Source organism: Paenibacillus sp. FW126-R14, assembly GCF_058789495.1.
In genome coordinates this window covers 1-17,181 of record NZ_JBYTBS010000005.1, presented here as the reverse complement: position 1 = coordinate 17,181, position 17,181 = coordinate 1, and the positions used below count along the sequence as shown (strand labels likewise).

Genomic DNA, 17,181 nt, shown 5'->3' with positions numbered 1-17,181 from the left:
CCACTCCTTAATGGTCTGATTTGGCTTTCCGATTCGCCTGCCATCTTTGCCACAGCTCATAGCCCGTCGTTGCCCACTCCATGACGTCCTGTATACGCTTTTGGTGGGTATGTACAACCCTTTCCGCACCATGAAGCGATTCGTTCATCATTCGCGTACCTTTGCGAAGGACAGCAGCGGCTTCCCCGATAGCTGCTCCTGTCTTCTCGATGGATTGGATAGTCGGCTCTATCGCCAGCACCTGCATGTGTACATCTTCGGTCAGTTGGCTGGCTTGCTTCAATAGCTGCCCGGCTTCCCCGGCTGCCTTCGCTACGTGCTGCTCCGTTTGAGCAACCGTAGCGCTAAGCTGATGCAGCATCTGTCTAGCCGCAATCAACGTGCGGACCATAAAGACGACGAGCACGATAAAAGCAAGGGCGGCACTGACTGCACTAATCTCCATCCAAGTCATGGGGGCACCTCCTGGGTCTAAAAAGCGGTTGGTTCGAAGGGCGGCTTCTAGACGAATGCCTATGAATTACTACAGTATAGGCAGGTGCTCTTTGTTTTGACACAAAAAAGCTGGAAAAATTTCAGGGACCTGTCATAATGAAAAACAAATCGAATTATTAACCATCTGGAGGAGCAGGATGAACCGAGAGCAAGGATTGAAGGAAATTGAACGCACCCGCATTATAGCCATTGTCCGAGGCGTGAAGGAAGCCCACATTCTTTCCGTTGCCGAAGCGCTGTTGAAAGGCGGGGTCACTGTGATGGAGGTCACGCTCAATACGCCTGGGGCGCTAACGATGATTGGCGAGCTGCAGGATAAGCTTGGCGAACAGATGTATATTGGGGCTGGTACCGTGCTCGATGTGGAGGATGCGCAGAAAGCGGTACAAGCAGGCGCCGCATTCCTCGTGACACCGAATTTGGATGAGGATGTCATTCGTTATGCTAGCCGCGAGGGGATTCCGATATTCCCCGGAGCGATGACACCGACCGAGGTCGTCAAAGCGTGGAAAGCTGGCGCTACCGCGATCAAAATTTTCCCGAGCGCCAGCCTCGGCCTCGCCTATATCAAAGAATTAATGGCGCCGCTGAACCATATTCCGATGATGGCCGTTGGCGGGGTTACCGAAGAAAACATTAAGCAATTTCTGGATATAGGCTGCTACGGTCTGGGGATCGGCGGTTCGCTGATTAATCTGAAAGAAATCGAAGCCGGCCGCTTCGATTGGGTGACGGACAAAGCTGCCCGTCTGCTTGCGGCTTCGCGATAGACGCAAAAATAACCATCTCCTCTATACCTAAGAGGAAGATGGTTATTTATTTCTGGCTGATGATATAGACGCACTTGTTTGCGCCTTTGGCTAAACATTCCGTGCGCTCAACCTTGGCATCCAGCAAATTTCGAAACAGAGCCAGCTCGCACTGGCAGGCCTGCCCGAATGTATTGGCCACCTGGGCGATCGGGCAATTGTGCTCGCTAAACGTATAGGCGTCGGTACCTGTTTGTGACCAATTGACCATATACCCATTCTCGTTCTGAATTTGCGCTAGCTCGGCTACGCGTTCTTCCAAGCTTTTGTCCTGCATGCGCGGCTGGTAACGGGATTCAAGCTTATCTTGACGGCCTTCAAAAAGCCGCTCGATCTTCTCATGCCCTTGATCTTCAAGTAATTCGTCCAATAAATCGAGTGTCAACTGCATATATTTCTTCGGAAATAGTTCGTCTGCCTTAGGAGCTAACGTATACACGTTAGTCGGCCTCCCCATCGCTTGCCGGACAAGCTTCGTTTCGAGCAGATCATCTTTTTCCATGGAATGAATATGACGCCTGACAGCCATCTCCGTAATTCCGAGCTGTTTGGACATCTCTTGAACGCTTAGAGGTCCGCTAGTTTTGAGCATGGAAAGAATCACTTTACGCGTAGATGTCTCAAGTGCTTGATTCATTAGCTCACCTACCCTCGGAACAGTCATTATGTCTCATTTTACAGCATCGCTTCCAAGAAGTAAATTAAGAAACATGGATGTATGTTATTCCAATTCACTCTTGATAAATGCTCTTACACTCGCTGCAAACTCTTCAAAAGCCGCCGGAAGTATGGCGATCAGGGGATGCAGTTCATGACGGTTCCATTCTACAAAGTCCTGAACAAGAGGCTTTCTAAGCTTCACAAGCTGAAGCAGCGTCTCCGTTAAAGACTCCGAATAAGCGCCTTCGCCGTGCACGATTTCCACGATATCCTCATAACTGCTGGCATCTCTTAAAATAAAGGCATCGATCAGCAGGCTTCCGACGTCCGTTACGGTTTCTATAGCTAAGTGCAGAACACGCTCTTGTGCCAACTGCCAAACAAGATCAACCTTGCCTTGCTCCCACTGCTGCTCCAACTGTTTACTCGACTCGGCTAATACCGAGAGAAATTGAATTCTTTGATCAATCTGTTCGTGGTTAATAAAATACATGGTGCTATCTCCGTCCTCTTTTTCGCCATTTCGTCCAAATCAGCATTGCAAAGAAAGTAATGATAACGAGAAAAATTAACAATACCGCTTGCATGAGATATTCGTAGCTCACGTGCATTCACCCTCTTGACTTTCGCTTTTAATGCTTCTCTCAGTTTATCGCGCTAGCTGGAGAGCGTCAAGCAGGTCGCCTTGCGTCGAGTATTGTCCTCCTTTGTCATTCATGTTACAGTGAAAAAGTCAAAAAGGAGAAGATCGCCGTCATGCCATCAAGGCCAAAACTACCTGAAATCGACCTCGTCCGCGCCATCGCCATTATCGCCGTTGTTCTTATTCACAGCACATCGGACGCTACTCTGCTTGCACTCGGCAGCGGCTCTCAAGCCGTTTTTTTCATGCTCAATAAGGCCAGTTTATTTACCGTTCCCTTGTTTATTTGGATCAGCGGCGTCGTTCTTTTCTATACGTATTACGATCGCTGGGAGCCTGGAATGTCACGCGTCTTCTGGACCAAACGGCTGCGAAGAATCCTCATTCCTTATGTGCTGTGCTCACTTTTCTACTATGTATATAATCAATTCATGTTTCATGGAAGCATTCAATTTGATGTCATTTACTTTATCAAACTGCTTATTTCCGGAAACGCCAGCTATCATCTCTATTATATGGTCATTATCGTTCAGTTTTATCTGTTGTTCCCGCTTCTGATCACTGCCGTTAGACGGTCAGCCTGGCTTCGTCAATGGTTGATTCCGCTCGGCATCGGCGTCCAAACTGCAGCGTATGCGTTTCACCATGAGGTGCTTCCCCTGCCGGAATATGCTTCACTTTTTGTAAGCTACTCGGCGCTGTTTGCTTTCGGAGCTTTCACGGGCATTCATTATGCGGCGATTGCTGCCTGGTCCGAGCGGTATAAGCACTTCATATGGACCATCATGGGCCTCGCAGGAGCAGCATTCGTGGGAATGCTGCTCCTCCATCAATACGGCCTGACGGCTATCGGAAATGTATGGTTTGAGCTGGCTCTCCTTGTGTACTGCATGTCCATGCCGCTATGCTGTGTCCGCTGGTCGCAAGCCCTAATGGCCAGCCGTTCAAAGCTCGGCTCCATCCTTTCCGCTCTAGGCGCGGCATCCTTCGGTATCTATCTCGTACATCCCGCACTGCTAACGCTATGGGATCGCGCCGTACCGGCTCCGGGACAGATCTGGATCTACGATCTGCACACAATCGCATCGATTCTCATCGGCCTTCTCGGGTCTTGGGTGCTCATACAACTGTATGCATTTACTCGTACCCACAGGGTGGAGAAAGCAAAGGAGCTAAGCAAGTACAAATCCGCTTAGCTCCTCTTTTCATTGGTCTATTCCTTGGAGATAGCCCTTGCTTATTTAAAACGGGCAAGCAGCGCCCAGCGCCGCTGCTGTCTGCGGCTGTATCGCGGCAAGCCGCTATAAATTTGCAGCGCTTCGCGGAACGTGCGCTTCGCGTCATCCACGCGCCCGAGCTGCTGATACAGCAGGCCAAGCCGGTAGTAAGCCTCTACCGACGAAGTGTGCAGATCGCGAAACTGTTCGATGAGCTGCGCTGCTCGTTCGGGTGCGACACGCGCCAAGGCTTCTCCTAAGCGTAAATAGGCTTCGCCGTATTTCACCCGGGGGTTCAGCTCAATCGCTTTGAGCATGAAGCTTTCCCCTTTGCCCAGATTCCCCAGCTTCAGGTAGCACAGTCCGATCTCGTAGTGGACATCGGCGGAATCTTCCATGACCGGCAGCGCTTGTTCCAAGTAGGGAAGAGCTTCTTGGAACTTGCCCCGCTGCAGCAAATTCCTTGCCAGCTCCAGCTTCGCTGACGTATTATGCGGGTTAGCGTGCAAATCGATTCGCAGCCTGGATGCTCTTCGCCTTAATTGAAACGGCTTAAAAATATTCGGTGTTAATCCGATATATCTTCTATCTAGCACATATAAAATGATTAATAGAATCAGAAGTGCAAGAAATGGATTGCCGACAAGACGCAATAAGAGACCAAAAGCAACAAGTTTGAGTAACAAAATGAACCCTCCTTTCAACTTCCTTATACTACCATAATATGAGGCTATTGGACATCTTTTCCACCAAAAAACACCCTTCCAATGACTAGCATATGAACGGATGCTTCCTCCGAATCACGGATTCGAGATTTTTTTCAAGCAATGCTATAATAAAAAGAAAAAGGGAGTTTCTACATGAACGAAGATCCACGCAAAGCCATTTGGCTGAAAAGAAAGCAGCTTGGCCGCACCAAATATTTAATAAATTTCGGCCTTCTCCCTTGGGGTGCCGGGCTAACGGTCTTATTTAGCATTATTGAACTGCTTAACACGCATGAACTTAGTTTAGTTTGGGTGCCGATTCGCTTAGTACTTTTCTTTTTCATCGGTTTTTTCATTGCAAATGCCAGCTGGATGGGGATGGAAAACCGCTACGAGCCCAGAAGCCGACGACCTTAACGGTCGTTTTTTCTTTTACCAAAAGTATTTCCAGGGTAACAAGGATTTATCATCAACCGCTAGGCGTAAACCAGATTTTCCGAAAATCAACCCAACCCAAATCGTTAATGCAGACTCCTCTGATCGAATCATGATACGTGGTCTGCTGGGAGCGGTGAAGCACGAAGAGAAAAGATCTGTCCTCCTGAAGCACTTCCACCATGTCATGAAGTCTGGCGATCCGTTCTTCGAGGTGCGGAATGGTAAGAATCCGGTCGATTTCTTCGTCTATCCATACCTTTTGCTCCGAATGCAAATGCGCACGAACATAGCTGTTGCTCTGCTTAAGCGTCTGGATAATATGAAGATCATACTCGCTTTCCAAGCAAATATGATAGAAAATAAGATCGGCTTCGTGAATCGTCTCCAGCCGCATCATATCCGACATGCTTCTCGTTGTCAGTTCAATACGAATGCCGACTTTGACGCATTGCTCGCAAATCCACAGGGCATCCTCGTTGTTATGGCTATAAATGTACATGCGAACGAGTTCACCGTCGTATCCCATGTCTTCCAGCAGGCGCTTAGCCTCTTCCAAATCAGTGCGGTACGCATCTGCACTCCCTCTGTCATTCATCGCAGGCAAAAAGGAGCTTGCCGGAGCTTCCCTGAAGCCTCCAAGCTGCTCAATCATGCGTTCCCGGTCTATGATCAAGTCAATGGCCTTCCGGAAATTGGGGTGCTGCTGAGGCCCTCTTTTCCCCTGGTTAAAAGTAAGCAAGGAGCATCCCAGAATCGATTGTTCGATCTGATGCCATTCCGAATCTTTCCCGACCGCTCCGGCCGGTTTGCGGGAATTCGTGTGGTCACACAGCACCTGAACCATATCCCAGCTGGGACCAACCTCATACAGCTCCTGCGGCAAAAGCCATATTTCCAATTGATCCAAATGCGGCCTGACCCCAAAATAGCCGTCAAACGCTCGAAGCTTGCAGATATAATCATCATTTCGCTCCAGCTTGAACGGCCCTGTTCCAATCGGCATCCGTCCGAAAATACCTTCATTGTCCCGGCAAATTTCTTCCGGCACAATCGCTAGCGAGGGGTGCGCCAGCTGCTGCAGGAACAGCTCGTTCGGCTGCCTCAGCTCGATCGCAATCGCACTGCGGTTCAGCACCCTTATGTTCTCGATGCTTTCCGTCATCCAACCTTGACAAGCCGAGAGACCATGGTCCCGCAGCCTTGAAAAGGAGTAACAGACATCGTTTGCCGTCATCTCCCTGCCATGGTGGAAAAGGACCCCTTTTCGCAAATAAAACGTATAATGGAGACCGTCCTCGCTCTTCTCCCAATAATGCGCCAGGTGCGGCTCCGCAATCTGTGTACGGGGATTGTACTGCACAAGCGTATCGAAAATTTGATTGATGAGATGGGTGTCAAACGCGAAAAAACTGTAAGCGGGATCAAGCGAAACAAGCCATTTATAGACCGGAAACCGCAGTGTATCCCTGTAGCACTCCGCTTGGACGACGGTGCGATAGCCGAAATAGCTAAACAACCAATCGACGAAAGAGTCCTGCAATGCTTCTCCCCTGCCCAATTGGTGAATAAGTTCGATCGTCCCTTTGTAATCCCCTTGAGCCGCAAGCTCCATCGCCTGTTTGGAAATCATATCCTCAGCGGAAACCAGGAACGTTAGTTCCGAAACATTGCCCCTTCCTCTGCCGGGCTTCCAGTTAATCCAGTCCTGCTCCATCATTTTTTTCAGCAAAATCTTTACATTCCTTGTTGTGCAATACATCCGTTCTGATAATTCTTCTAACGTGATAGGCTGCGGTTCATGCTCTACACCATGTGCAAAGCTCGAACGAAGCTCCAAAAAGTGTGACAGAAGCTGCATGATCCGTTCCTTTCTCAAAAGGGGAAATTGTTAAAGTGAATTATACACTTTTTGTTCCCCTTATTCTAGATGTAAACTAGATCTAACAGGAAATGAAAGGAAGGTGATCGAACGATGCAACCAGCCAACCTATACGCAGCTGAGAAATTAATGCAATGGCAGCAGCACGAATTGGAAGTCGAGGCTCGCGAATTATGGAAATTAAAAGCCATCAAAAAAAGAAAAGTTTATGTGATGATTAGCAGCTTCTTCTTCTTCATCGTCTAATGGCAGAGCGAATCCACCCAATCGCAAGGACCAAAAGAACTGCCAGAAACACTCCGATGGTATCAACGGCTACATCGATCGCATGACCCGTACGACCTTCAACAAACGTTTGATGCCATTCATCGGTAGCCGCATAAAGTACCGAAATGATTGAGGAGGTGAGCAAAGCCATGATCATCCGTACCGGCTTGCAAAGCAAAGCCACGATCCAGAGCAGGGCCAGGATAGCGAACTCGCTAACGTGCCCTGTTTTTCTTATGAAGAATTCAATGACACCGATCGGATCTTGCCACGTGATCTGTTGACCGTCATAGGTGAATGCCACATGCGGGAAGTGATTTAAAAGTGCTGTTCCTGCAAGCTTTGTTTCCAGCAACGGCCGCAGGCTCTGCTGCTGATACGTCTGGCCGGATTTGAAAAAAATAAAGGCCATCCATAGGACGGCAGCAAAAGTAAACACATAATAATAAAGCTTGGAAGAAGATTGCGTCATGTAGAAACCATCCCCTCTACGAATTCATTTTTTTACGAATACTGAATAGCGCAAAAAACTCGATTACCATCAAATTCACCGCCGACACCCCATAGAACGCCATCCCAAACATCATGCGGAACGGATCCTCCGTCACTGATTTCCACCAGAACGCCGCAGCCAGCGTCATTACGATATTTAAGGCTGTCGTTATCCAGAAAGAGAATCCCAGCCGATTCGTTTTCCGCATTAACCACACGCCGATCACAAACGGCAATACAAAAGATATCCCTAAGAAAACCCAATACCACACCGCGTTTGACACTCTTTCGTCACTCCTACACGATCAACTAGTTTCTGCTACTAGGTTAGCATGAATATAGGAATGAAAACAACGTTTGGCACGGTCTGCAACAGAAACGTCGCAGGCATTCAACACAAAAAGAATTATTTGCAGAAAGGGCTTGCCTACCTCAAATAATTCATGTATAATACGAAAAGTCGGCATAACTTATACGACATTTCGGGGCCTTAGCTCAGCTGGGAGAGCGAGTAAGCTTCGTGTACTGCCCATCAACTGAGTCAATCAAGTCTGTTATCTTGACTTTAATTTTTAATTCAATACGATCTCTGTAAACTGTGATGTAATCCACGATTGTGCGGAGCATCTTTTTTTGTTTTTCATGAGGAGCTTCCCTAAAAAGATCTTTCCAGACGGGAATGTAACTCACGAGGTTTTCTAATTCTACTTGCTCGATCTTTTTAGATTTAATCTTTTTCTCCAGTCTTGCCATGTGTTCCTCTATCGTACTTAACTCCGCTTCTTTTTGCTCAATCAAGCTATTCAACAATTCCGGTTTAAAAGAACTGTTCCCCAATATACTTTTCGCCACTTCATCCGTTAGAGTTTTAAGTTCCTTCTTCGAACCTTCTGCGGTTTTAACCAATTTCTTATATTCGACCTCTTCATTGTTTGAAGTTTTTTTCTTGATGTTTTTAAGTTGATCACTTAAATCAACTGATGCTAACCTTTCAAGGAACTTCTCAATTTCCTCGAGGGCAGTTTCTTCAATCTTCGGTTGCGAATATATTGTTTGACCATTACATTCTGTTCTCCCCATCGCTTTACCGCTGCAACGATATTTTGCTTGTCTCCATTTTTGTACTGTTCCATCAGCAAGTATATATTTTTCGAGTTGTACGTAGTCGTTAGCGGAGATCCACAATGACCGCATTTGATTAATCCAACAAAAAGCAATTGGCTGCTTGTTATATTAATCTTCTCTATATCGGGGTTATTGGTGTTTTTTTAATTTCGTCCGGATCTAATTTCTTGGACCCTATCCCACATATGCTCTGGAACAGTAACTAAGTTCAGGGATTATCTGTTTGAAAAAAGTCCATTCTTCCTCAGGTACAGTCACTCTATTCCCTTCTTCATCTTGCGCTTTTTTTCCATGTGAAGGATACCCTATGTAAAGTGGGTTCTTGAGGATAAAGTTAACGACTCCTGTTGTCCATTTACCACCTGTAGGGCCAGGTATATTAACTTCAGGACTATTAAGATACATTACTATTTTTTTCGAACCAAATCCCATAGAATAAACTAAGTCGTAAATAAGATAAGCAATATGGTTCGTTTCTTCATTCTTTTCACGTTTGAACAGCTCTTTGCCTTTTTTATTGAATACACCAGACGGAACTAACTTATAACCGTACGCAGCTCTCCCGCCAGTAAATAGGCCGTCCTCTGCCATTTGCTCATGGTTCTCGCTCACACGTTGGGAGGTTTTCTTGCTCTCCCCGCCAGCTTGCCAGAATCTAATATAGTTCATGAGATCGTCAACGTGCTCAGTGAATTTTTGTTGTCCCTCCATGACTGACCATATATCCACCCTTTGTGCGAACCACTTAACTACAAATGGAGTCTCGTCCTCTTTTCTTCCAAGGCGATCAAACATGAAACATAGCAGAACATCGAATTCCCCTTTCTCGGCATCCCGTTTAGCTTCTTGAATGGCATCACGATCGGCCGCTTTAACCTTAAAGCCAGATACCCCCTTTTCAACGAACTCTTTAACAAAAATCCACCCTTTTGCCTCGATGAACTCCATACACGTCTCTGTGATGGGATATCGTCGCCACTAAGCTGCCCCTTAGTCGAAACTCTATAGACACATGCGACTCGTTTCTTTTTATTGGTTACTTCTAAATTCTTTTTTTAGTTTACGAACTGCCATCGTCCAGACCTCCGATTAAGCTAGTTTCACTACCAGTAACTTTATTAAAAGTCATCAATTTTTGCAATTGTTTTTTTGATGTTGCATTCAACATTTATTTCGTGTTATATTACTTAGGCAAGTCCAATACGGGGTTATGGCGCAGCTGGGAGCGCGCTTGCATGGCATGCAAGAGGTCAGGGGTTCGATCCCCCTTAACTCCATATATTAAAAGTCCAACACATTTGAGTGTTGGACTTTTTCGTTATTGAAACTTTTTTATAAACTCAGATGTCAGCATTTGTATAAGTTCTTCCGTTTCTGAAGTCCTCCTTAAGTTAAGGGGGCTTTTAAGATTTGACTCATTGTAAATCATACAAACTATTTTCACGGTTCTGATCAAGCAAAAGGCTCTTATTAAGTTCTCTAAAAAATTCATATTTTTTAAACAAAAGAAGATCGAATTGATTATTGAAAAAATAATAATAAATCAAAACAAGTTCGAAAGAAGATAACTGTGCCTTGAAGAAACTAATGTAGGTCTCCTTGTCATTATCTGGGATTTCCTTTTGACTCTCTACGAACTCAACTATAGTTTTAACGTTTTTACAGTAATGGGGCAGGATATGATGAAAGCTCTCAAGTATTCTTTTCATCGATTCAGTCTCTGAGATATTACTGGATCTGGAGTGATAAGATTCTGACAGAGACCTATGCAGTTTTGAAAAAACAGCCTTTCCAGAAGATTCTCCAAGATTCAAAGCACTTGTCAATTCTGTATGTTGCGACAATAAATTAAAGAAAGTATGCTCGAATCTTTGAATTTGCATTTGTTCTTTCTGTCCAGCAAGTTCTTCTGTTGACTTCTTTATTTCATCCCTTTGAAGAGCCAATTCTTCTCTCTGTAAGCCAAGTTCCTTTTTCTGGATGATTATTGTATAAATGATCCCAGAGAACGCAAGTCCTGAAAACAGTGCATTCACGGCACCAAACATATCTCCAAAAGTACCCCGTTCATCCGATGGTATCCCCTTTAGTGTGTACCAGGAAAATAACCATAAAACTAAAACAGCCCCCATGAGGCCAAACAAACTTAGAATAGAATCTCCTTTATCTTTCACAGTTACCCCTCTCATTTCCTCCAAAATTAATATCAACCTTAACATTTTGCGTCAAATCAGTTCGCTTGTCTAATCAAGTTTTTATAAAGAAAAAAGCACCCACGAGGTGGATGCCTACTCTATTGCATTTCGCTCATATATTTTCGTGTAATAAGCTCTGAAGAAATCCAATGAATGGTCAAATCAATTAACTCCTTCAAATGGGTTACATCTTTATTTTCCCACTTTTTAATGTAATGTGTCTCGTCATTTCCCAACCAAGCAGCTCTCTCAGCACACATTTTAATTCTTACGTCTGTTACTAAATCTTTTATACAACTACCAAGCAGTTTTTTCTTAATTTCTTCTTCTCTTTCAGGGTACTGATCAATTAAGTAATCCTTAATGAGAAATTCTAATGATTTACGGTAACCAACTCCACAAATCTGATCAAGTCCGCCTATTTCTGCTTTGTAAGCTTGATTGTAGATGGTCGAAAAATTCGGAGATATTTTATTTATCTCTTCGTTAAAAACTTTCTCTTCAACTTTGGATGGTTCTGCTCCAATATACTCAAATCTAAAAGGTGGATTTTGTCCTATCATTCTGAAATATCCGATAAAAAGACTTTCGCATCCTGGCTTCGTACACTTAAACACAACTTCACAACTTCTGGGAATTAAAAAGTTCTCAGCAATTTTTTTGGGACTAATATAATGGTTACATACCGGGCATTTGCTTGGTATATTATTTCCGCTTAGAACATGATTCCCTATCTGTATTGCACTCATTTAGGATCATCTCTTTTCAACGCATATTTTGTAGGTAAAATAATTCGATGAAAGAGACATAAATCCTTTATTACCATATCAACCATTTGTCAACATGTTAACGGACAAAACGGATTGTTTGGAGTAATCCTTTTTCAAGCGCTTGATAATTTTTGGGATTTCTTCATGCTCCTCGTATCTCGGCTTATTAACTTGAAGTAGCCTTTCACTTGTTTTCTTCATCACCGGCACACTCCCTTATAATTTGTCCTTATCCCTCATCATACGCTTCAACTTCTTTTCCATATGCAACTTAAGTAATCCACGCCGTTCTAGTGCTTCATAACGCTTATGCATAAACTTAACCTTCTGCTGCTGCGGTGTGATCAGTCCGCCGAATAGCGTGTTCCTGGTCATCACTTGCTCCGGTAAGCATTAATTAATCCAATGAGACTTAATAGCAGCGCGGCCACAATAATTATCCAAGTAATGGTGTTCATGATTTTTTTACCTCCCAAACTTGATTTGTGAAGCATATATGTTAAGATTGGGTGGGGAGGTCTTATGACCCCTCCGAGGAACCTTTTAACGTTTGCGCCGCCCGCACCGTATGGTTCCTTTTTTGTTTTTCTTACGGCGATTGTTTCGTTCAAATGTGATGGCTGTCCACAATTGAATGATAGCCGTAAGGAGTAGCACCCAATCTTTCATTGTCTCACCCTTTCAGGAAGTTTGAATGTTTCACTTCCTGTATTAAATATATCATTAACTGTAAATCATAGATTCGGACATCCCTTGATTTGTTCTTTTAATATATAGACCATATAAGGCTCAGTGACCTTGAGCACGTATCGTTATTTTGATAAAATAACGATATATACTGACCGAAGGAGAAATAATATGCCAAATATTCGACCAAGTTCAGATCTAAGAAATCATTACAACGAGATATCTGAGTTTTGCCATAAATATGATGAACCTGTCTACATTACAAAAAATGGCCAAGGCGATTTAGCTGTAATGAGTATTGAAACATACGAAAAAATAGTTGGAAAGTTCGAACTTTATAAGCTGCTGGATGAAGGTATGGATGAATTGAAAAAGCAGAAGGTACGACCTTTTCATGAGGCACTTGCAGACATCGAGAAGGGAATTTCGGAGTGAGCCAAAAATATCGTTTAGTGATCACTGAGCTGGCAGAAGCGGATTTGCGGAACATCGCCGACTATATCGCAAACGAATTATTGGAACCTACTACAGCGCGAAAAATGATTGCCAAAATCGCTGAGGCCACTTTTCAATTGGAGCAAATGCCTTTTAGAAATGGATTAGTTCGCGATGAACGATTGGCAGCAGATGGCATCCGGCATATACTCGTGGACTCGTACATCGTGTTCTATGTCATCTCAGAAAAAGAAGAAACCGTTACAATAATTCGGATTCTTTACGGAAAGAGGCAATGGAGCAGCTTGCTCTAAACTTTTTGGTAGTGTAAACAGCTCACTCGGGAGAGCGCATCGCTGGCAGCGATGAGATTAGGGGTTCAATCCCCCCTAGGCTCCATACTAAACAAAGGCGTCACCACGATTCGTGGTGGCGTCTTTGTTTTATGGTGCCTTCTTAGGGGTAACCTCAGGATTCGCCCGCACGGACGGAACGAATGCTGATCTGTATCGGGCATTAAGAGAGCGACGGTCGATGCCATTCACTACTCATTGAGATTGAGAAAAGTTAGTTTTTATCAGAGCACATTTATCATCACAAACATACTATTTATAGGTAAACGTCATCAAATAAGACTTTAAGCAGGACCATTCTGAATGAAATCGGAGTTGAAATCATGGATAGAAAAAAAGCAAAATTAACCGCGAAAATCATACTTCCAGCGGATGGTTTTCCAGTTCGATTGAGGAATTCAGGGATTTACCGTGGCAAAGGAGTACCTCAAAAATACAACAAAATTTTTTTCAAAAGTGAAAATGATCCCGAGAAGACAGTATATCGAGACGATCGCAGCATACTTAATCATCCGATTGGGTCAAGTGCCAACCGTTTAATTGGTCAGGGAACAAAAGTTCATGCCAAAGGGAGTATTACCGATGTTCCGGGTGTCCTAGTGGGGCACGCAGAGGATAAAAGCGGTCGTACCGGTTGTACGGTTATTTTGTATCCGGAAGGCGCAGTTCCCGGCGTCGATGTCAGAGGCGGTTATCCGGGTACGGAACAGACAGATGCTATTAAGCCCGGAACTGCAACGGACCTCATACAGGGGGTTCTTCTTACGGGCGGCAGCAACTTCGGTCTTGCGGCAACAGCAGGGGTCGTGAATTGGCTTGCAGAACATGGGTATGGTACCCCGACAGGTGTTGGACCGCTTCCTACTGTGCCTGCGGCTGTTATTTTTGACCTTTATTATGCGAAAGGCTCCCGCAGGCCTGACGCACAGCTGGGCTACAAAGCAGCCAAAGCTGCGAAAGCCGGTTCCGTGGCGCAAGGCAGTGTTGGTGCTGGAGCGGGTGCGACGGTAGGGAAAATCTACGGTACACCGATGAAGGGTGGCGTTGGAACCGCCTCTTGGCAAATCCCGGGCGGGCCAATAGTAGCCGCTATTGTAGTAGTCAATGCCCTTGGAGATATTTGGGATAATGATCATATCATAGCCGGGGCGCTCGAGCCTGATGGTAAATTCGTTAACCAAACTAGGGCAATTCTTGAAGGAATACCCCCAATGCCGAGCTCGATCCGGAGCAGAAGCACAACCATCGCTGTTATCGCAACCACTGCCAAACTAGACAAAGCTGAGGCTGGGAGGATAGCGACACTCGCCCATGACGGAATGGCGCGGGCGATTTCCCCTGTTCATATTCAAGGTGACGGGGACACAATATTTTGCATCGCTACCGGAACCGATACTAGCGGGCTTATTGGCAATGCTGCGGTGACCGCAGTCGGCACAGTAGCAGCTGTGGTGCTCGAGCAGGCCATCGTCAGGGGAGTAAAGGCAGCCCAAGCAGAAATTAAACATCAGCAAAGTACGAAGTGAAATATGTTTCAGCCCCGTGTGATTATCCGAAGCCATATAGAGAAATCAACTTATGTACGTTACTATTATGTGATTAGCTCCTTTTTAGCATAAGAAAAAGCCTACCTTTTGGAAGACTTTGGATGATATAATAGATAGGTACAATGCAACTTGTGGTGTGGCTTCCCTCGGAAAGGGGGAGTGCCTATGGAGATTTCTCTTCGAGATGTAATTGCAATGGGTGTGTTTCTACTCGCATTGCTTACTTATATCGAAAAAAGAAAATAACCCACCTTTGAGTTGATCGCCGAAGTGTGGGTTATTCTTACCGGTTTCTTATCTTAGAGGGATACCCATCCAAGAAGTTTGTGCAGGAGACGGACCGCGAATCCGTCTCTTTTGTTATTTATATCCTAACATGTACGCGATATACCGAGCAATAATATTTTTACTGTCTTTTTATTTCTGCGCTTCGAGAGCAGCGATTTGTGCTTCGAATTCGGTGATTCGATTCTCCCGTTATCTTCCTTCTCTTTATGGTGCATAGGGATGAGACATCCATCCCATGATATCTACAACTCAAAACTGCTTAGCATACAAATTTGCATACACGCCATCGCACGCAAGCAAGGCCTCATGCGTTCCTTGTTCCACAATTCCGTCCTCCGTCAATACAAGAATTCGCCCTGCATGGCGGATTGTGGAAAGGCGGTGGGCAATGATGATGGTTGTACGCCCTTTTGCCAACAGTTCTAATGATGCCTTAATGATTTTTTCGCTCTCATTATCCAGTGCGCTTGTCGCCTCATCCAGAATAAGAATAGGCGGATTTTTCAAGAATACGCGTGCAATGCTTAGCCGCTGCTTCTGTCCGCCGGACAGCTTGACACCCCGCTGGCCAATCTCGGAATCATAGCCATTTGGCAAGTTCATAATAAAATCATGGGCATTGGCATGCTTGGCTGCTGCGATAATTTCTTCATCGCTGGCTGCTTGATTTCCATAACGGATATTTTCCATCACCGTCCCTGCAAAAAGGAAAACATCCTGCAGCACGAAGCCGATTTGTTTTCTTAACGACTCCAGGTCGATATTACGGACGTTGATCCCGTCTATGAAAATCTCACCGTCTATCGCATCATAAAAGCGAGGGATGAGCGAACATAATGTTGTTTTTCCCGCACCAGACGGACCCACTAATGCAACATATTCCCCCGGCTTGATGCGAAGCGAAAGGTTTTGCAAAACGCTGTCCAAATGTTCTTCATAGCAAAAGGAAACTTGCCTGAACTCAATCTCGCCTTGTATATCCGGCAGGATGATGGCATTCGGCTTGTTTGCGATTGACGGTTTCATATTCATGATTTCCATAAAGCGCTGAAAGCCGGTGACTCCTTCTTGAAGTTGCGTGCTCATATGATTCAGTCGTTGAATCGGCTCGATCATAAAACTGATATAGAGTAAAAAAGTTATCAAATCCGATAAGTCTAAAGTAGCATTGACGATACTGGCACTGCCAAAGATGACCACCGTAATCGTAATCAATTGAATAATCGTTTCAAAGCTATTGTAGAAAAGCGCCTCCGCTCTATACGTATCCTTTCGGCTTTCGAGGAAACGGGCATTTTCCCGGTTAAACTTCCCGATCTCTACGGACTCGTTGGCAAACGATTTTACATCGCGGATACCTGAGAGACTGTCCTCTACTTGGGCGTTTACATCCCCGATTCGCTCTTTGTTTTTATTGATTGCCTTGTTCAACATTTTATTAAAATACAAAGCCAAGAGGCCTAGAATCGGTAAAAAGCAGAATACGGCGATCGTTAATGGCGCGTTAATAAAGAACAAAATCGTAAATGCTCCAACAAAGCGGACGAGATATTTCATATAATCTTCCGGACCGTGATGGTACAGCTCGGAAAGTAGCAGCAGGTCGTTCGTTATCCGGGACATGAGCCGACCTGTCTTTTCCTTATCGTAGAAGCTAAGAGGAAGCTTTTGCATGTGGGCGAATAGCTCGCTGCGCATGTCGCTTTCCATGCGAGCGCCTATTTCATGGCCTTTATAGTCCACGAAATAATTACTGATATTCTGAATCGTGACTAGAACCAGCATTAGCCCTCCAACCCAATACACCTCACTAAGTGCAGTTGATAAATCTCCTTCCAGAACATCTTTCGTAATGTACCGAACGAGCAGCGGAAATACCAAGGTTACAAATGATGTGATGAAGGAGCAGGCCAACACCGTAATAAACAAGCTTAAATATGGTTTGTAATATGAGAAAAATTTACGAACTGGAGCACGCATCGAATTTCCCCTTCTTAGTGTTATTTAAAACACATATAAGGGATAAACCGTTTATGATTTAAAAATGTGTTTTCCCCTGTTTCCCCTTATATGTCTGCACATTAGAAATCATCATTTTTTTCATGTCGATTGCCTCCTTGTTTTTTTATAAGTCCATCGTAAATCATTTCATGATGAACCTCATGGTCTTATTT

Annotated in this window: 20 protein-coding genes and 2 tRNA genes; 9 read left to right on the top strand and 13 right to left on the bottom strand. The window is 44.8% G+C overall.

Features of this window, described 5'->3' with window-relative positions; translation table 11 throughout:
• Window positions 1-7: 7 nt before the first annotated feature.
• Window positions 8-454, bottom strand: a complete 447-nt coding sequence (locus AC3WRW_RS04670; RefSeq protein WP_492545201.1) for a DUF948 domain-containing protein — start codon at window positions 452-454, stop codon at window positions 8-10.
• A gap of 178 nt (window positions 455-632) precedes the next feature.
• On the opposite strand from AC3WRW_RS04670, the gene AC3WRW_RS04665 reads away from it, so the two are divergent.
• Complete coding sequence (locus AC3WRW_RS04665) at window positions 633-1,265, top strand: bifunctional 4-hydroxy-2-oxoglutarate aldolase/2-dehydro-3-deoxy-phosphogluconate aldolase (protein ID WP_492545200.1); 633 nt, start codon at window positions 633-635, stop codon at window positions 1,263-1,265.
• Window positions 1,266-1,311: 46 nt separating this feature from the next.
• Here the strand turns inward: AC3WRW_RS04665 and AC3WRW_RS04660 are convergent, their stop codons facing one another.
• Together AC3WRW_RS04660 and AC3WRW_RS04655 are read right to left on the bottom strand one after the other, a co-directional pair.
• Entirely contained in the window at window positions 1,312-1,941 is a 630-nt protein-coding gene (locus AC3WRW_RS04660) for a helix-turn-helix transcriptional regulator (protein ID WP_492545199.1), read from the bottom strand.
• 84 nt (window positions 1,942-2,025) lie between these two features.
• Window positions 2,026-2,457, bottom strand: coding sequence for a DUF86 domain-containing protein (locus AC3WRW_RS04655; RefSeq protein WP_492545198.1), 432 nt, complete (start codon window positions 2,455-2,457; stop codon window positions 2,026-2,028).
• A gap of 263 nt (window positions 2,458-2,720) precedes the next feature.
• On the opposite strand from AC3WRW_RS04655, the gene AC3WRW_RS04650 reads away from it, so the two are divergent.
• On the top strand, window positions 2,721-3,803 hold the full coding sequence (locus tag AC3WRW_RS04650) for an acyltransferase (protein ID WP_492545197.1): 1,083 nt from the start codon (window positions 2,721-2,723) through the stop codon (window positions 3,801-3,803).
• 41 nt (window positions 3,804-3,844) lie between these two features.
• Here the strand turns inward: AC3WRW_RS04650 and AC3WRW_RS04645 are convergent, their stop codons facing one another.
• Complete coding sequence (locus AC3WRW_RS04645) at window positions 3,845-4,510, bottom strand: tetratricopeptide repeat protein (RefSeq protein ID WP_492545196.1); 666 nt, start codon at window positions 4,508-4,510, stop codon at window positions 3,845-3,847.
• Window positions 4,511-4,684: 174 nt separating this feature from the next.
• Here AC3WRW_RS04645 and AC3WRW_RS04640 point away from each other — a divergent pair, with 174 nt between their 5' ends.
• Complete coding sequence (locus tag AC3WRW_RS04640; protein ID WP_492545195.1) at window positions 4,685-4,948, top strand: hypothetical protein; 264 nt, start codon at window positions 4,685-4,687, stop codon at window positions 4,946-4,948.
• Window positions 4,949-5,000: 52 nt separating this feature from the next.
• On the opposite strand, the gene AC3WRW_RS04635 is transcribed toward AC3WRW_RS04640, so the two are convergent.
• On the bottom strand, window positions 5,001-6,827 hold the full coding sequence (locus AC3WRW_RS04635; RefSeq protein ID WP_492545194.1) for an ABC transporter substrate-binding protein: 1,827 nt from the start codon (window positions 6,825-6,827) through the stop codon (window positions 5,001-5,003).
• Window positions 6,828-6,941: 114 nt separating this feature from the next.
• On the opposite strand from AC3WRW_RS04635, the gene AC3WRW_RS04630 reads away from it, so the two are divergent.
• Window positions 6,942-7,094 (top strand): hypothetical protein, encoded by a 153-nt coding sequence (locus AC3WRW_RS04630; protein WP_492545193.1) that lies wholly within the window; start codon window positions 6,942-6,944, stop codon window positions 7,092-7,094.
• Here the strand turns inward: AC3WRW_RS04630 and AC3WRW_RS04625 are convergent.
• From AC3WRW_RS04625 to AC3WRW_RS04605, 5 genes are all read right to left on the bottom strand, one after another.
• Window positions 7,084-7,587 carry a VanZ family protein gene (locus tag AC3WRW_RS04625; protein WP_492545192.1) on the bottom strand — a complete coding sequence of 168 codons (504 nt, stop codon included), beginning with the start codon at window positions 7,585-7,587 and terminating at the stop codon, window positions 7,084-7,086. The two genes, AC3WRW_RS04630 and AC3WRW_RS04625, sit on opposite strands and share 11 nt — an antisense overlap.
• Window positions 7,588-7,603: 16 nt before the next feature.
• Window positions 7,604-7,891 (bottom strand): hypothetical protein, encoded by a 288-nt coding sequence (locus AC3WRW_RS04620; protein WP_492545191.1) that lies wholly within the window; start codon window positions 7,889-7,891, stop codon window positions 7,604-7,606.
• 211 nt (window positions 7,892-8,102) lie between these two features.
• The gene (locus AC3WRW_RS04615; RefSeq protein ID WP_492545190.1) at window positions 8,103-8,687 is read right to left on the bottom strand and encodes a hypothetical protein; all 585 of its coding nucleotides are present in this window, start codon (window positions 8,685-8,687) and stop codon (window positions 8,103-8,105) included.
• A complete protein-coding gene (locus tag AC3WRW_RS04610) occupies window positions 8,591-8,824 on the bottom strand; it encodes a recombinase zinc ribbon domain-containing protein (RefSeq protein ID WP_492545189.1) in 234 nt (77 codons plus the stop codon). Before AC3WRW_RS04610 ends, AC3WRW_RS04615 begins: the two co-directional genes overlap by 97 nt.
• Window positions 8,825-8,906: 82 nt before the next feature.
• Window positions 8,907-9,680, bottom strand: a complete 774-nt coding sequence (locus AC3WRW_RS04605) for a recombinase family protein (protein ID WP_492545188.1) — start codon at window positions 9,678-9,680, stop codon at window positions 8,907-8,909.
• Window positions 9,681-9,936: 256 nt separating this feature from the next.
• Between AC3WRW_RS04605 and AC3WRW_RS04600 the strand changes: the two genes are divergently transcribed.
• Window positions 9,937-10,009, top strand: a tRNA-Ala gene (locus AC3WRW_RS04600).
• Window positions 10,010-10,147: 138 nt separating this feature from the next.
• Here AC3WRW_RS04600 and AC3WRW_RS04595 read toward each other — a convergent pair.
• Together AC3WRW_RS04595 and AC3WRW_RS04590 are read right to left on the bottom strand one after the other, a co-directional pair.
• Window positions 10,148-10,906, bottom strand: a complete 759-nt coding sequence (locus tag AC3WRW_RS04595; protein ID WP_492545187.1) for a putative phage abortive infection protein — start codon at window positions 10,904-10,906, stop codon at window positions 10,148-10,150.
• Window positions 10,907-11,025: 119 nt separating this feature from the next.
• Complete coding sequence (locus AC3WRW_RS04590) at window positions 11,026-11,490, bottom strand: hypothetical protein (protein ID WP_492545186.1); 465 nt, start codon at window positions 11,488-11,490, stop codon at window positions 11,026-11,028.
• Between the two features lie 1,065 nt (window positions 11,491-12,555).
• Here AC3WRW_RS04590 and AC3WRW_RS04585 point away from each other — a divergent pair.
• The 4 genes from AC3WRW_RS04585 (at window position 12,556) to AC3WRW_RS04570 (ending at window position 14,698) form a co-directional block, all read left to right on the top strand.
• Window positions 12,556-12,819: a type II toxin-antitoxin system Phd/YefM family antitoxin gene (locus tag AC3WRW_RS04585; protein ID WP_147945877.1), complete on the top strand. Its 264-nt coding sequence runs from the start codon at window positions 12,556-12,558 to the stop codon at window positions 12,817-12,819.
• A complete protein-coding gene (locus tag AC3WRW_RS04580; RefSeq protein ID WP_492545185.1) occupies window positions 12,816-13,133 on the top strand; it encodes a type II toxin-antitoxin system RelE/ParE family toxin in 318 nt (105 codons plus the stop codon). The genes AC3WRW_RS04585 and AC3WRW_RS04580 overlap by 4 nt, the downstream gene beginning before the upstream one ends.
• A 19-nt stretch (window positions 13,134-13,152) precedes the next feature.
• Window positions 13,153-13,218, top strand: a tRNA-Ala gene (locus AC3WRW_RS04575).
• Window positions 13,219-13,495: 277 nt separating this feature from the next.
• Window positions 13,496-14,698, top strand: coding sequence for a P1 family peptidase (locus tag AC3WRW_RS04570; protein ID WP_492545184.1), 1,203 nt, complete (start codon window positions 13,496-13,498; stop codon window positions 14,696-14,698).
• 558 nt (window positions 14,699-15,256) lie between these two features.
• On the opposite strand, the gene AC3WRW_RS04565 is transcribed toward AC3WRW_RS04570, so the two are convergent.
• The gene (locus tag AC3WRW_RS04565) at window positions 15,257-16,987 is read right to left on the bottom strand and encodes an ABC transporter ATP-binding protein (RefSeq protein WP_492545183.1); all 1,731 of its coding nucleotides are present in this window, start codon (window positions 16,985-16,987) and stop codon (window positions 15,257-15,259) included.
• Between the last annotated feature and the right edge of the window lie 194 nt (window positions 16,988-17,181).

What these genes read in the sequence shown, in the direction of transcription:
- AC3WRW_RS04635 (WP_492545194.1), bottom strand. Translation starts at nt 6,827, where the DNA reads ATGCAGCTTCTGTCACACTTTTTGGAGCTTCGTTCGAGCTTTGCACAT.
- AC3WRW_RS04630 (WP_492545193.1), top strand. Translation starts at nt 6,942, where the DNA reads ATGCAACCAGCCAACCTATACGCAGCTGAGAAATTAATGCAATGGCAG.
- AC3WRW_RS04605 (WP_492545188.1), bottom strand. Translation starts at nt 9,680, where the DNA reads ATGGAGTTCATCGAGGCAAAAGGGTGGATTTTTGTTAAAGAGTTCGTT.
- AC3WRW_RS04660 (WP_492545199.1), bottom strand. Translation starts at nt 1,941, where the DNA reads ATGAATCAAGCACTTGAGACATCTACGCGTAAAGTGATTCTTTCCATG.
- AC3WRW_RS04625 (WP_492545192.1), bottom strand. Translation starts at nt 7,587, where the DNA reads ATGACGCAATCTTCTTCCAAGCTTTATTATTATGTGTTTACTTTTGCT.
- AC3WRW_RS04585 (WP_147945877.1), top strand. Translation starts at nt 12,556, where the DNA reads ATGCCAAATATTCGACCAAGTTCAGATCTAAGAAATCATTACAACGAG.
- AC3WRW_RS04655 (WP_492545198.1), bottom strand. Translation starts at nt 2,457, where the DNA reads ATGTATTTTATTAACCACGAACAGATTGATCAAAGAATTCAATTTCTC.
- AC3WRW_RS04670 (WP_492545201.1), bottom strand. Translation starts at nt 454, where the DNA reads ATGACTTGGATGGAGATTAGTGCAGTCAGTGCCGCCCTTGCTTTTATC.
- AC3WRW_RS04565 (WP_492545183.1), bottom strand. Translation starts at nt 16,987, where the DNA reads ATGCGTGCTCCAGTTCGTAAATTTTTCTCATATTACAAACCATATTTA.
- AC3WRW_RS04650 (WP_492545197.1), top strand. Translation starts at nt 2,721, where the DNA reads ATGCCATCAAGGCCAAAACTACCTGAAATCGACCTCGTCCGCGCCATC.
- AC3WRW_RS04570 (WP_492545184.1), top strand. Translation starts at nt 13,496, where the DNA reads ATGGATAGAAAAAAAGCAAAATTAACCGCGAAAATCATACTTCCAGCG.
- AC3WRW_RS04640 (WP_492545195.1), top strand. Translation starts at nt 4,685, where the DNA reads ATGAACGAAGATCCACGCAAAGCCATTTGGCTGAAAAGAAAGCAGCTT.
- AC3WRW_RS04615 (WP_492545190.1), bottom strand. Translation starts at nt 8,687, where the DNA reads ATGGGGAGAACAGAATGTAATGGTCAAACAATATATTCGCAACCGAAG.
- AC3WRW_RS04665 (WP_492545200.1), top strand. Translation starts at nt 633, where the DNA reads ATGAACCGAGAGCAAGGATTGAAGGAAATTGAACGCACCCGCATTATA.
- AC3WRW_RS04590 (WP_492545186.1), bottom strand. Translation starts at nt 11,490, where the DNA reads ATGATAGGACAAAATCCACCTTTTAGATTTGAGTATATTGGAGCAGAA.